This window comes from uncultured Dubosiella sp. (assembly GCF_964018005.1).
GTDB lineage: Bacteria > Bacillota_I > Bacilli_A > Erysipelotrichales > Erysipelotrichaceae > Dubosiella > Dubosiella muris.
In genome coordinates, this window is sequence record NZ_CAXHOA010000010.1 from 54,578 (window position 1) to 68,665 (window position 14,088).

Genomic DNA, 14,088 nt, shown 5'->3' on the forward strand with positions numbered 1-14,088 from the left:
TTACCGCTTACAACCTTTTAGTTTTTATGCTGAAGTCGAAAACGGCCGATTTCGACTCGAAGCAAAAGTTATCGATCGCCCTCAACCACGCGTACGGAATGAAAGTTTCCTACGGATTGACCGGCTATGGCCGGCAGGTGGCGCTCGACATCCGCTTTCAATACATTCGGCCCGAGCGCGTCAAGGATCCCGGTTATATCCATGAAGTCGTGCATATGATGGATCAGATTCTCCATCACGCGCTCTTTGATCAAAAATCCTTTGAAGAAGCGAAATACTTGCTTGCCAGCCGGCTGCGCCGGCAAAACGACGACCCGGATTCTCTCGCGCTCAAAACGGCGTTCGCGCTGGCCGCCGAGGACCACGATATCGCGATCCCGATTCAAGGCGCTTTGGAAGACATCGAGGCCCTGTCCTACGAAGAGGTCGTGGCGCTGTACGAATCGTGGAGAGCCCTTCCTCGTTTCGTTTCCTGCTGCGGAACGCTCGAACCGGTTATGGAGGCGTTTTTGAATGCCATTCCTCAATTCGAAAAACCGTCTTTACGCATGGCGCTGATTCCCAGGACGAGTCCTTCGTTCCAGGTGCTTGAGAAAAATATCGCTCAAACTTCCATCGTGCAAGTATGGGCCACGTCGACTCCCATTGATTCATCCCGCTATTACCCGCTTCTTGTACTGAACTCGATTTTAGGCCAAGGTCCCATGTCGCTGCTCTTTGAGGAAGTGCGAGAAAAGAACAGCTTGTGCTATTCGATTTCTTCTTCTCTTGTCCGCTTTGACGGCGCCCTGCTCATTAGCACCGGCACTTCCGCGGACTCCATCGCCCGCTGTTTGCGGCTGATCCAGGCGCAAATTCAGAAATGCGCCGACGGGCAGTTTTCCGATGAACAGCTGGAAATCGCCAAGATGGATTTGATAGACATGTTCCGGCGTCAGCAGGACCGGCCGTGGGCCATGATCGAGCAGCGCTTTCTCGACTCGATGCTTGAGCGCTCGGAGTCGCTGGCGCAACGCGTGGAAACGATTCGAACCATTGAGCGGGACCAGGTTTGCGAAGTCGCTAGTCGGCTCGCGCTTGTTTCAATGGCGATCGTAAAGGAGGATTTCGATGGAACCATGGAAAACTGAGATTCGAAAAAAAACGCTGAAAAACGGAGCCACCGTCATCCTGATTCGCAAACCGGACTATGTGCAGTCGTTCTTCCTTTGCGGATTTGGCACCGGGGGCTTTAATGTCCGCGAGCGGATCGCGGGCGAAACGATTCAAAACCGCACCGGCTGCGCTCATTTTTTAGAGCATCAAATGTTTCACTACCACGACGAGGATGTGAGCGACCTGTTCGCAAAAATGCAGGCGCAAACCAACGCTTTTACGTCGTATACGGAAACGGCCTACTATTTTTCAACGACGGCCGATATCGAGCGGCCGCTTTCGCTGCTGCTGGATTTTGTGCAAGGCCTTGACATTACCGAGAAAACCGTCGAGAAAGAAAAAGGAATCATCTTAAGCGAATACGCGATGTACGATCAAAATCCGGATTTTCGTCTGGTAAAAGAACTGTACGCTTCCATGTATGGCCGCCATCCGCTGAAATACGATATTTTAGGAACCGAACATGACATCGAGCAGATGAGCGTGGCTGATTTGAAGGCGTTTTACGCCCGCAACTACGATCCTTCCCGCATGGTGATTGTCGGCATTACCGGACAGGAGCTGGATCCTGTATTCAAACACATTGAAGAGCAGGAAGAAAAATATCCTTCCCGCATCGAAAGCAAGGCGGTCCGCTTTTTTCCGGAAGAGCCGGTGCAAGTCGCGCGGGCGTTTTATTCCATGGAAATGGACGTTTCGGCGCCCTTTGTCGGCTTCGCGTACAAGCTTCACGGCTATGAAACGCTGGAGCAATCCTTGAAGGTCGACACGGCGGTTTCGCTGTGGCTCGACTGCGTTCTCGGACCGGTCAATCCGCAATACCAGACGTGGCTCGACCATCAGGTCATTTCGCAAATGTGGGGAGCCGAGGCGGATTTCCACAAAGACCATGGCTATATTTTGTTTTACGCGCAAACCGAAAAAGTCGACGCGTTCCGCCAGGTGGTGGAGTCGATCGCACGCGGAGAACAGGAAATCGACCCGGAAGGCTTTGAAAGCTTGAAAATCCAGGCTTTGGCGCGCAACATACGCTCGCTGGACCATTTTGAGAGCCTCGCGATCGAAATGATGCGGGCCGAACTGGATGGCTACGACTATTTGGAATGGCTGGATCTAGTGGAAGAGTTGACGCTGGACGAGGTGCTGGACATCGTGAAGTCCCTGGATTTTTCCAATGTTTGCGAAGTGCGCATCGACCCGTTGCGGGATTAAAAACAAATGAAGACGAAAAAAGACGGTGAACCGTCTTTTTTTACGAGATCAGGAGAGCACGTTTTGCTGGACAAAACGAATGCAAAGCAGGTCGCACAACACGATGAATACGAGAATGATCGCGTTGCTGACAAAGAAAACCACTTCCATCGGATCGCCTGCGATTTTGGAAAGCGCCAAAAGCGAAAAGAAGGAGGAAAGGCTCATGATCACAAAATCCAAGCCAAACTGGAGCGAGCATTCTTTCGCGATGGAGCGTTTCAGAACGTTTCTGTCCACGCCGAGTTTTTGCAAAATGGCGTATGGTGCGATGTCCTCGAACGAGTCGTTGTACTGCTTGATAAATAAAATCGAGCACGCCGCGATGAGGAACACGAGAAACAAGAAAACGCAAAAGGTGAAAATCGTGGAAAGCCACTCGTCGCTTTGCGCGTTTTTATCCGCGATATACACTCCTTCGACCCATGGATCGTCTTGCAGCGTCTGCGCGTAGTCGGGATGGGAATCCGCCAGCTTATAATTGTACAGGGAAAGCCGTTGTTCTTCAGGAAAGGTCGCGTTGAACAACGCGTCGTCAATGACATAAATCGGCACTTCCATTTTATCCTGCATGAATCCGGCAACGGCCCGCCGCACCTCCCCGACGCATTCCAGTGGTTTCCCGTCGAGCGTCGTTGAAAAGCGGGAGGGATCGGTATAAAGCGAAAGCATCATTTTCTTGGCGAGCTTGACGCATTGATCCGGCTCCGGCTTGGGAATGTCAAAGTCCGCCAGATTCGAGTACGGGATGAACAGCTGCTCTTCGCTTTGTCCGATTTGGAGTGTCGAACGGTCGACGACGTCTTGAAAGAGCGCGTCGAAATGTTCCTGCTGGTTTGGAGAAGCGCTGATTAGCTGGTAGTCGTACTGCATCGAGTACTCACGCATCGCCTGGATTCGATTGTTTAACGTGAATCCGCATCCAAGAGCGGTCACGGCGCAAATGAGCAAAATGCATACCATCGCGTACGAGCGGTAGTTTTGTTTCATGCGGAAGACGAGGTTGTTGATCCACAAGACGCGCCGGCCGCCATAAAGAAACCGCTTGTTTTTTTGCAGGGACTGAAAGAGAAAGGGGAGAAAGCCGCCAAAGAGCCAATATGTCCCCACAATGACGCAAACCGTCGCGATCATCGCGTTGGCCAGCACATCCATGCCGCCGTCTTTGATGGCGAACGCGTAGCCTATGCCAAGCGTGGCGCAGCCAAGTAAGGCCTTGGCGAGCAGAAATCCGCTGCGACGCGCCACCTTTTCGTTTTGGCGCGCCGCGGAAATCAAATGGAGAACCGTGCTGCGTCGGATCTCCCACATCCCTTTGAGTGTGACGAGTCCATAAATGAGCGAAAAAAGCAAAGCCGTTTGCGCGATGGCCTGGACGGAAATCGAGAACTGGGGCGCGACGCCCAGAGCGGACATCCGCACGAAAACCATCGTGAACAAATACGAGAACAAGGTGCCGAGCACGATGCCTGCCACAATGGAAACGAGGCCGACGAGCAAGTTCTCTATGGCATACAGCATGCCGATCCGGGTGTTGGTCAAGCCAAGAAACACGTAGATGCCGATTTCTTTTTTCTGGTTTTTCAAAAAGACGTTGGACGCGTACCAACTAAACGAGATCATGAAGCACACGAGAACGACTTTGACGACGTTAAGCAGTGTGGCGATGCGTTCCAGATTGACTGCATCCAGTCCGCCCAGGGCGCTGGAATACCGGATGTTTTCAAAGTTGAAATACACAAAAACGGTAAAGGACAGCGAGAAAATCAAGGCGCTGTACCGGCGGGCGTGCTGGACGAAGTTTTGCCAGGCGAGTTGAAACAAACTCATTGCAGATCACTTCCCATCGTCGCTTGAATGTCAAGGATCCGGTTGAAAAACTCCTTTTGGCTTTCGCCCCGATGGATGTGCATTTCGATTCGTCCGTCTTTGAGCACGTACACTTCCTTGGCGTACGAGGCCGCGAAGGCGTCATGCGTGACCATGACGATCGTCGTCTGGTCCTGGCTGTTGATTTGGGCGAAGCACTCCAGCAAATCTTTCGACGATTTGGAGTCGAGCGCGCCGGTTGGCTCGTCGGCGAAAACGATCGACGGATTCATGATCAGCGCCCGGCAAGTCGCGCCCCGTTGTTTCTGACCGCCCGAAAGCTGATATGGATATTTGTCGAGATGGTTCGCCAGCCCGAAAAGCCGGGCGAGCTTTTTTCCTTTTTGGAGCGCGACAGCCGCTTTTTCGCCATTGAGCGAAAGCGGCAGCACGATGTTGTCGAGCAGCGGCATCGAGTCCAAAAGGGAGTAGTCCTGGAAGATGAAGCCAATGGAATCTTTTCGCAGTTTAGCGAGTTGTTTGGACGAAAGGCTTGTGAGGTCGCTTCCGTTCAAAACCACATGGCCGCGTGTCGGCCGGTCGATCGAGGAAATCAAGTTCAGCAGCGTGGTCTTGCCGGATCCGCTCGGCCCCATGATGGCGACAAAGTCTTTTTGGTAAACGGTAAAGCTGATATCGTCCAGCACCGGCTGGCCATAGCCGCGGTTTCCGTATATCTTTTGTAAATGTTCCACTTTTAAAATTTCTTTTTTCATTGGTTGTACCTCCGACTCTATTGTAAAAAATCGACTTGGATCCATCCTTACATCTAGATTACAAAGCTCGTCAAGATCGAAGCAAGTCGATTTTTTCATTGTTGTAGAGGCGAATCGTGAACGTGGTGGACTGCCCGGACTCGGATTGCACTTCGATCGTTCCGGAAAGGTGGTCCAGCGCCTTTTTCGCGAAATACAACCCCATCCCGGTCGATTTGTAGGCGCCGGCATGCACGTGGCTGCCAACTGCTCCTTTTTCAAAAACGCTGGGCAAGTCAAAGGCGGGAATGCCAATGCCGTAATCGGTCATTTGAATCGTCGTCACCGACTCGTTTTGGCGAACCGCGATTTCGATTTTTGGATCCCGCTTGTATTTGATGGCGTTGACAAGAAGCTGGTCGAAAACGTACACGAGCCAGTCGGCGTCGGTATAGACGATGGCCGACTCGCAATCGAGATGGATCGAGAAGCGCTCGTGAATGAGAAAGTACTTGTTGTTTTTGATGGAACGGCAAAGCAAGTCGCGCACATCGGCCTTTTCATAGTGGAGGGACATCGTGTTCGTTTCGAGCTTCGCAAGCAAAAGCAGCTGGCTGAGCTGGCGGTTCATCCTTTCCGCGGCGAGTTGGATGACTTCGTTTTGCAGCGTCTCGTTGCAAAGAGAAATCGTGTTGATATTGGCTTTCAACTCGTGGACGATGCGGTCGACCATGTCTTTTAGCTCGTCGTTGTCGGAAAGCGCCTGCTTTCGTTCCGCTTCCAAAATCCCGACGTCGTGGCGGTACAGTTCCTCGTTGACAAAAGGAAAAAAAGCGGGCGCGGCAAGATCTTTGTCGCCAAGCCGCTTTTTAATTTCCTGTTCACGCCGGTGCCGGCGAAACCGGGCAGACAGCACGCAGGCAAGCCATACCACGATGACGAGAAGGTCGAAATAAAACAAGTCGAACCAGTCAATTTGCGGCAGCAGGAAGATTGAATACAAATTGAAGGCGATCAGAAGAAGCAAAGCGAAAATCATTCGATATAGTATCCTTTCCCTTTTGAAGTCACGATGACGGAATGCCCGGTCAGGGCGCTGAGTTTGTGGCGCAGCCGGGAAACGGAAGTCGTTAGCGTCCCTTCCTCGATGAATTGGTCGGTATCCCATAAAGCGAGCATCAATTCCGTGCGGCTGACAAGCGCGCCTTTTTTGCGAACGAGCGCGTGGAACAGCTTTTTTTCGGTTGGCGTCAGCTCGATGGCGGTTCCATGCAGGCGCAAGCTTTGCAAATCCATGTTGTACGTCAGTCCGGGCGCGAGCTCGACGATTTTCGGCTTTTGGTATTCCTCGTTGCGGCGAAGGGCGGCCTGGATCTTGGCTTCCAGCAGCTCGAGGCGAAACGGTTTGACGATGTAGTCGTCGCCGCCAAGCCGGATGGCTTTGACGGTGTCAGCCGTTTCCGCCCGCGAGGTAATGAATACGATCGGAAGGTGGGAAACTGAGCGGATCCGCTCGCACCAGTAAAACCCGTCGTGGACGGGAAGGTTGATATCCAGCAGGACGAGATCGGGTTCGTAGGTACCCACCTCGGATAAGACGTGATCAAAACGATGGAGGCAGCGAACTTCGTACGTTTGCTGCAACGAGGCGGCGATTTGCCCGGAAAGCAAAAAATCGTCCTCGATAATCAAAATTTTCCATTTCATGTCTTTATCGTAGCAGATTCCGTCGGGTTTTTCCTGACAATATGGACAGAAAAAAACGCCGGGAGAACCGGCGCCGGCTTTGGATTAAAGCGTTTTTACACTGTCTCGTTCCACGAGCGAGTACGGTACGATGACTTTGGAAGGTGTCAAATCGGGCGTTTCCAAATGATTGATCGCTTGCAGCGCGGCTTCGATACCAAGCTGGCGCGCGTGGATGTCGACCGAGGTGAGGCTGGGAATCGACAGCTTCGCGAAAACGGAATTGTTGAAGGAGACGATAGAAATGTCTTCCGGCACATGGAGTCCGAATTGGCGGCAGAGCTGGTTGATGGCTAGCGCCAGCAAATCGTCGACGACAAGCAGAGCGGTGGGCCGGTTTTTTTGCGTGAGCATATCTTGAAGGGCTTGCACTTTTTGCTCGTCGGTGGGATCGAACTCCATGCAGTGTCCGGCCGTCAGCGCGAGGTCGTGCTCAAGGAGCGCCATTTGATAGCCTTGTTTGCGGCGGGCGGAAAAGGCGAGGCTGGAATCCAGACCGATGTAGCCGATTTGCTTGTGCCCGTGCTCGATCAAGTACTTGCACGCGTCGTAGGCGGCCGAGAAGTTGTCGTTGTCGACGCTGATGGTTTCGGTGTCGTGCTGCAAAGGAGCGCCAATCATAACATAGCGCAAGCCTTCGTCGTACAAATACTCGGCGATGGGATCGTTTTCCTGGGAATACAGCAAAATGAACGTGATCTTGCTGGAAGACTTGCGTAACAGATCGATGGATTCCAGCAGCTCGCTTTCGTTTTTTCCGCTGAGCACGCAAGTCGCGTACTGCAAATGGTTGCATGTTTTGGAAATGTCCCGGATGACGTCGAGATAAAACGGGTTTTCAAAGTTTTCCTGTTGATAGGAAGGCAACACAATGCCAATGGCTCCCAGGGATTTTCCGCTTTCGGCGGGATTTTCGCCACCCACAGGCTCGTAGCCGAGCTCCTCCATCGCTTTGCGTACCCGTTCCTGCGTCTTTTTTGAAATCAGAGGTGAGTTGTTGCATGTTCTTGAGACGGTGGACGGGGACACACCAGCCAGCGCGGCCACTTCTTTAATCGTTACTGCCATATAAAGCCTTCCTTTCTTTCTGCTTTTAAGAATAGCCGAAATTTGCATGAATGAAAAGCGGAAAATGCCTGATTTTTTGCATTTTAACGAATTTCTATGCAAAAAGAACGCATCTTTGTTGCGGAATCCGCTTACATTCGGATTTCTTTGAAATTTTTATGAATTACATCTTGCAATTTTATGCAATTTATATACAATGAAAGTGAAATTAGTGCATAAAAATTGCAAGAAAGGGAGAAAAAATGAAAGCACAAAAACTCATTATTTACGCGCCGGTATCCGGACAGACGGTTGCGCTTGAGCAAGTCCCGGATCCAATCTTCTCTCAAAAGATGATGGGAGAAGGCATCGCCATCGTACCGGAAAACGGAGAAATCGTCAGCCCGGTGGATGGAGAGATCACGATGGTCGCGCCGACAAAGCACGCCTTTGGATTCAAAGGGAAAAACGGCGAGGAAATCCTCGTGCATGTCGGTCTGGAAACGGTTGGCTTGAACGGGGAAGGCTTCGATGTGAAAGTGAAAGCCGGACAAAAAGTGAAAAAAGGCGAGCTGGTAGCGGTCGTGGATTTGGATTTGCTGAAGAAGAAAAACATCAATCCGATCACGCCGGTCATCGTGTGCAAAGGGGCGCAGGATAAGACGCTGTCGTTTGCCAAAGGCAAAGTGAAAGCCGGCAAGAAGCTCATGACGGAAAAGAAGAAAATGGGAATCAACTTCGACTTCCTGCAAAAATTTGGAAAAGTGCTCATGGTTGTGATCGCCGTTATGCCGGCAGCCGGCTTGATGATCTCGCTTGGAAAGCTCATTGGCATGAGCGCGGGCGATATCGCGATGCTGTCGACGATTGGCAGCGTCGTGGAAAACATCGGCTGGGCTGTCATCAACAACTTGAACCTGCTGTTCGCGATCGCGATTGGTGGATCGTGGGCGAAGGAGCGCGCGGGTGGCGCGTTCGCGGCGGCGATCGCGTTTGTGCTTGTCAACAACATCACCGGACAGATTTTCGGGGTGACCAACGCGATGCTGGCCGATCCGGCAGCGATGACGCACACGCTGTTTGGACAGCCGATGCCGGTCGATGGCTACTTCGTGTCGGTGCTTGGCGCGCCGGCGTTGAACATGGGTGTGTTTGTCGGCATGATCGCCGGTTTCATGGGTGGCATCATTTACAACAAGTACTATAATTTCCGTAAACTTCCGGAAGCCCTCTCGTTCTTTAACGGAAAACGGTTCGTTCCGCTTGTCGTGATCGCGTGGTCGATCGTGGTCAGCCTCGTGCTGGCGGTCGTATGGCCGTTTGTGCAGCTGGGAATCAACTCGTTTGGCGTGTGGATCGCCGGTTCTTCGACGACGTCGCCGATTTTGGCTCCATTCATTTACGGAACGCTCGAGCGTCTGCTATTGCCGTTTGGCTTGCACCACATGCTCACGATCCCGATGAACTACACGTCGTTTGGCGGCACGTACACGATCATGACCGGCGCGGCCGCGGGGACACAGGTTTTCGGCCAGGATCCGCTATGGCTGGCCTGGGTGACGGATTTGATCAACTTTAAAGATGCCGGCAATTTCGCGGCGTACAACGACTTGCTTGCCAACGTGACGCCGGCCCGCTTCAAGGTGGGACAGATGATTGGCGCGACAGGTCTGCTGATGGGCTTCGCGCTGGCGATGTACCGCAACGTGGACGCGGACAAGAGAAAACAATATCGTTCGATGTTCATTTCGATCGTGCTCGCCGTGTTCCTGACCGGCGTGACTGAACCGCTGGAGTTCATGTTCATGTTCTGCGCGATTCCGATGTATATCGTGTACGCGGTGCTGCAAGGATTGGCGTTCGCGCTGGCAGGTGTCGTCGATCTGCGTTTGCACTCGTTTGGAAATCTTGAGTTTTTGACACGGGTGCCGATGTCGATGCAAGCCGGTCTGGGCGCGGACATCATCAACTTCCTGATCGCCTGCGTGGCGTTCCTGGGAATCGGTTATCTTGTTTCGAACTGGATGATCAAAAAATTCAACTACGCGACGCCAGGACGCAACGGCAACTACCAGAGCGCGGAAGAAGGCGGCGAGCAGACGGCTTCGAAATCGACGACGGCGCTCGATCCGGCTTCGCAGCCAGTGCGTATTATCGAGTTGCTGGGCGGCTTTGACAACATCGAGCTGGTGGACGCCTGCATGACGCGTCTGCGGGTCACGGTGAAGGATCCGGAAAAAGTCGCGGATGTAAGCGAGTGGAAAAAAGAAGGCGCGATGGGTCTTGTGAAAAAAGGAAACGGGATCCAGGCCGTATACGGACCAAAAGCCGATGTTCTGAAGTCGGATATCAACGATTTGCTTTTGGAGGGATAATATGAAACTGCTCACGTTGAATACGCATTCGCTCGAAGAGAAGGCGATGCGCGTCAAGCAAGTGGAGTTCGTGAAAGCGATCGCGGCCCTGGATCCGGATGTGATCGCGTTGCAGGAAGTCAATCAAACGTTCGCGGCGGACGATATGCAAGAGCCAAGCGCCCGTCCGGGCGTTCCCTTTCGGGAAGACAACCACGCGTACATGCTGCATCAGCTGATGAAGCAGCAAGGCCTTCGCTACGAGATGGTTTGGCTGCCGGTCAAAACAGGGTATTCGCGCTATGACGAGGGGCTGGCGTTCTTTACGAAGAAGAAAATTTTGGAAGTTCGCTCGACGTTGCTTTCGCAACAAGACGACTACGACGATTTTAGGACGCGCCGCTCTCTGGAAGTGAAAACCGAGGATGGCTGGTTTGTCAATGTTCATATGGGTTGGTGGAACGACGCGCTGGAACCGTTCGCGGGCCAGTGGAAAAAGCTCGCAAAGGCGCTGCCGCAAAATGAGCCGGTATATGTTCTAGGCGATTTCAACGCGGACGCGCAAGTGCGCGGCGAGGGGTATGACCTTGTCCGGGCGTCGGGATTCTTCGACTTGTATGAAGAGGCGCAAGCGAAGGACGACGGAATGACGGTCGTCCAGGAAATCGACGGCTGGCGCGAAGGGGATCATCCGAAAAAAATGCGGATCGACCACCTCTTTTCCAGCCGGCCTGTCGCGGTGGCTTCTTGCCGGACCGTGTTCAACGGCATCAACGAGCCGGTTATTTCGGATCACTTTGGCTTGATGGCGATTGTGAATCCGGTCGAATAAAATAGAAAAACAAAAAAAACCGAAAGCAATCGGATTCATGTCCGCGGCTTTCGGTTTTTTGCTGGCAGAAGAGGATCGTTGGCGCGCAAGTACGCTTTCCAGGGCCGGCCAATCGTGTACTTGACGCAAAGGACGAGCGCGGCGTAGGAGAGCGTCATCGTGATGGGGATCCCGATGCGGTGCAAGGCGTCGTCGAAAAAGACGAAGGGGAGCACAAGGCCGCTGATCCAGAGCGCGAACAAGACAAACCAAAGCGCGGCCATCCATAAAAAAGAAGTGGAGGCCGTTTTCTGAATCGGGGTTTTGGGCTTGATGGCGACGAGGCGAAAGCCGTATTGGAGTTCGCGGGCGTGCAGACATTCTTTGCCGACAAGGTAAATCGAGCTAAACATGCTTTCAATATAGCACAAAAAAAGCCCGCGTGAACGGACTTTTCGGCCATGCATTACCGGTTGTAGAACTCGACAACGAGCAGCTCGTTGATTGGCTCGCTCGTGAACAGTTCGCTACGTTCTGGGTAACGAACGTATTTTCCGACTTTTTTGTCTTTGTCCACTTCCACGAAATCCACTGTGGCAACAGCGGCTTCGAGCGCTTCCACGATGCTCTTCTGGTTTTTCGCGCGTTCGCGAACTTCGATGACCTGACCAGGTTTTACCTGGTAGCTAGGGATGTCGACTTTTTTGCCGTCAACCATGATTTGTCCGTGGTTAACAAGCTGGCGGGCACCACGGCGCGTATTCGCGAAACCGAGGCGGTATACCAGGTTGTCAAGACGGGACTCAAGCATGATCAGGAAATTTTCGCCTGTTGCGCCGGCTTTACGGCTTGCCTTCTGGTATGTGTTGAAGAATTGTTTTTCTGTCAACTGGTACGTGTTGCGGATTCTTTGTTTTTCCTGCAACTGAATACCGTAGTTCGTCAGTTTCGGACGACGGCTTTTTCCGTGCTGTCCTGGGGCGTAATTACGACGTGCCAGTTCCTGTCCTGTTCCCAGGATGGAGAAACCGAGACGACGGGACTTTTTCCAAGTGCTTCCTGTGTTTCTTGACATGTTTTTTCCTCCTATTGTTTGCATAAAACAACAAGATACAAATCTTCGAAAGGGGTGTTGCGGAAGATACTTTCTACTATCAGCTTTTAGCTTACTCGTATCGCTATGCGCCCGCAACGCCGGTCCTTCGACTTTGTATGCTGCTTAGTCATGCTATCTCACTATAGCAAACCTTCCAGATGAAATCAAGCGAAGTTTCTTATTTCGCTTTCCGTTTCTTTTGTACAAGCCGAAGTTGACCACGGTTGGGTATGGCGTAGAAAAGGTTCGTTGTGTTACAATATGAGCAGTATGCAAGGAGGTAACAACATGGAGACTGTCATGAATTTCTTTCGATCGGCCTATTCTTATATCAGCGCCCATCTTTCCACGGAATTGATGATCTATGTCGCAATCGCGGTGCTGCTGCTGATCCTCATTTGGATCATTATGCGGATGATGAAGCGCCGTAAAGCGGCGAAACGGCTTGCTGAGCTGGAAATCGAGGTCAATGAAATTCGGAACAACGCACTCGCATACAAATTCAACAAGGCCAACGCGTTCGCGAAAGCCAATGACGATATTATGGAACGGATCAAAAATCTGACGCCAAAATACGAGATCTGCCAGAAAAGTGTTGCTTCTTGTGACGAATTGTTCACCGATGCCGACGATTTTATCGCGGCGCATCGCATTCGCAAAGCGACCCGTTCCATGGACGAGCTGGAAACGATGCTGGACGACACGAAAGAGCGGATCCGGATCGTCAACCAGTCGCTGGACCATATTTTGGCCCGCGAAACGGAAGTCCGGGAAAAATCCAACTCTTTGAAAGAGCGGTTCCGCAATGTCAAGAAGGTGTACCAGGACAACCGCGCTTCGTTTTACTCGGCAAGCAACTACATTGATTCCGAAATCGGGGACATCGAAAACGAGTTCTCGAGCTTCGAGGAGTGGATGTTCGCGTCCGAGTTCAACAAGGCGAAAGAGGAAGTCGACAAGATCGCTTCGCGCGTGGATGTCGTTTCTTCGCAAATTGCGGCGTATCCCGGTTTGTACGAAAAGGCGAAAAACATTTTGCCGCGGGCTCTGGACGAGGTTCTTAGCAACATCCAGATGCTGAAAGACAACCAGATCGACATTCGTTATTTAAACACGGATGAAAAGACGGACACCATCGAAAAGGCGCTGGTCGAGGCGACCAACGCGCTCGATGTCGGCAATCTGGAAAAAGCGGACACGATGCTGACGGATATCGGCGACGCGATTTTGGAATTGCAGGACGACGTCATGAAGGAGAAAAAAGCGTACGACGAGATTCACGGAGACTTGCTCGCCACATTTGAAAAAGTGGACGAGGAGGAAGAAGCGCTCGATGAAATCGTGACGCTGTACGCCAACATCAAAGACCGGTTCGGCCTGGAAGACTGGACGCACCGCTTCACTTTGGCTAAATCCCAGCTGGCCGATTTGCAGGATCGCCGCAAAATCGTGGAGGAAGCCTTGTCGCGCGACGCGACGCCAAGCGTCGAGGTCGTGCAGGTGTATCGGGAATTCGCGCAAGACGTGGACACGTTCCACCTGCAAGTCAACGACATGAAGCGAATGCTGGTTGGCGCCAGCTCGGATGAGTCGCGGGCCAAGAAGCAGCTTGTCAAATTGCAGCTTATTTTGAATGAGGTCCGCCTCAATACGATTTCACGCAATTTGCCGAGCATGTCGACGCAGTTCGCGGACGACCTCAAGGAAGGCGAGCGGCTGATTCAGCGGGTTCGTGTCGTTTTGGATCATTCGCCATTGGATGTGCAGACGCTAAACGCGGATTTGCAGGACGCTATTGATTTTGTGTATAAGCTTTACAACAACGCCAACAATCTGGTTGGCGTGGCGATTATGGTGGAAAACGCGATTGTTTTTGGCAATCGGTTCCGCTCCACGTATCCGGCAATGGATTCCGAGCTGACGCATGCGGAAGTATGCTTCCAGAACGGGGAGTATACCCACGCGCTGAAGATCGCGATCCAGGCGATCGAGAATATGCATCCGGGCATTTATGAGAAGCTGATCGCGAAAAAAGATCCGGCGGTCATGAATCAAGTGTAGCGT

12 protein-coding genes are annotated in these 14,088 nt (G+C 52.2%); 5 read left to right on the plus strand and 7 right to left on the minus strand.

The annotated features are described in order from the left end of the window. Positions 1 to 26: 26 nt before the first annotated feature. Positions 27 to 1,130, plus strand: coding sequence for an insulinase family protein (locus ABNS49_RS08175; RefSeq protein ID WP_289647324.1), 1,104 nt, complete (start codon positions 27 to 29; stop codon positions 1,128 to 1,130). Then, the gene (locus ABNS49_RS08180; protein WP_289642034.1) at positions 1,111 to 2,367 is read left to right on the plus strand and encodes a pitrilysin family protein; all 1,257 of its coding nucleotides are present in this window, start codon (positions 1,111 to 1,113) and stop codon (positions 2,365 to 2,367) included. The genes ABNS49_RS08175 and ABNS49_RS08180 overlap by 20 nt, the downstream gene beginning before the upstream one ends. 48 nt (positions 2,368 to 2,415) lie before the next feature. Here the strand turns inward: ABNS49_RS08180 and ABNS49_RS08185 are convergent, their stop codons facing one another. The 5 genes from ABNS49_RS08185 to ABNS49_RS08205 all read right to left on the minus strand — a co-directional run bounded on the left by ABNS49_RS08185 (position 2,416) and on the right by ABNS49_RS08205 (position 7,784). Then, positions 2,416 to 4,236 carry an ABC transporter permease gene (locus ABNS49_RS08185; RefSeq protein WP_348688165.1) on the minus strand — a complete coding sequence of 607 codons (1,821 nt, stop codon included), beginning with the start codon at positions 4,234 to 4,236 and terminating at the stop codon, positions 2,416 to 2,418. Next, complete coding sequence (locus ABNS49_RS08190) at positions 4,233 to 4,991, minus strand: ABC transporter ATP-binding protein (protein ID WP_135979471.1); 759 nt, start codon at positions 4,989 to 4,991, stop codon at positions 4,233 to 4,235. The genes ABNS49_RS08185 and ABNS49_RS08190 overlap by 4 nt, the downstream gene beginning before the upstream one ends. A 70-nt stretch (positions 4,992 to 5,061) precedes the next feature. Beyond that, complete coding sequence (locus ABNS49_RS08195; protein WP_348688166.1) at positions 5,062 to 6,009, minus strand: sensor histidine kinase; 948 nt, start codon at positions 6,007 to 6,009, stop codon at positions 5,062 to 5,064. After that, positions 6,006 to 6,677 (minus strand): response regulator transcription factor, encoded by a 672-nt coding sequence (locus ABNS49_RS08200; protein WP_135979469.1) that lies wholly within the window; start codon positions 6,675 to 6,677, stop codon positions 6,006 to 6,008. The genes ABNS49_RS08195 and ABNS49_RS08200 overlap by 4 nt, the downstream gene beginning before the upstream one ends. An 84-nt stretch (positions 6,678 to 6,761) precedes the next feature. Then, positions 6,762 to 7,784, minus strand: a complete 1,023-nt coding sequence (locus ABNS49_RS08205) for a LacI family DNA-binding transcriptional regulator (RefSeq protein WP_348688167.1) — start codon at positions 7,782 to 7,784, stop codon at positions 6,762 to 6,764. 242 nt (positions 7,785 to 8,026) lie between these two features. Between ABNS49_RS08205 and ABNS49_RS08210 the strand changes: the two genes are divergently transcribed. Together ABNS49_RS08210 and ABNS49_RS08215 are read left to right on the plus strand one after the other, a co-directional pair. After that, on the plus strand, positions 8,027 to 10,138 hold the full coding sequence (locus tag ABNS49_RS08210; RefSeq protein WP_135979467.1) for a PTS transporter subunit IIBC: 2,112 nt from the start codon (positions 8,027 to 8,029) through the stop codon (positions 10,136 to 10,138). 1 nt (position 10,139) lies between these two features. Continuing rightward, on the plus strand, positions 10,140 to 10,949 hold the full coding sequence (locus tag ABNS49_RS08215; RefSeq protein ID WP_135979466.1) for an endonuclease/exonuclease/phosphatase family protein: 810 nt from the start codon (positions 10,140 to 10,142) through the stop codon (positions 10,947 to 10,949). Positions 10,950 to 10,984: 35 nt separating this feature from the next. Here ABNS49_RS08215 and ABNS49_RS08220 read toward each other — a convergent pair whose 3' ends face one another. Together ABNS49_RS08220 and rpsD are read right to left on the minus strand one after the other, a co-directional pair. Continuing rightward, positions 10,985 to 11,341, minus strand: coding sequence for a hypothetical protein (locus tag ABNS49_RS08220; protein WP_135979465.1), 357 nt, complete (start codon positions 11,339 to 11,341; stop codon positions 10,985 to 10,987). Between the two features lie 53 nt (positions 11,342 to 11,394). Then, positions 11,395 to 12,003 carry a 30S ribosomal protein S4 gene (gene rpsD / locus ABNS49_RS08225; protein WP_135979464.1) on the minus strand — a complete coding sequence of 203 codons (609 nt, stop codon included), beginning with the start codon at positions 12,001 to 12,003 and terminating at the stop codon, positions 11,395 to 11,397. A gap of 309 nt (positions 12,004 to 12,312) precedes the next feature. Between rpsD and ABNS49_RS08230 the strand changes: the two genes are divergently transcribed. After that, the gene (locus tag ABNS49_RS08230; protein WP_135979463.1) at positions 12,313 to 14,085 is read left to right on the plus strand and encodes a septation ring formation regulator EzrA; all 1,773 of its coding nucleotides are present in this window, start codon (positions 12,313 to 12,315) and stop codon (positions 14,083 to 14,085) included. Positions 14,086 to 14,088 lie beyond the last annotated feature (3 nt).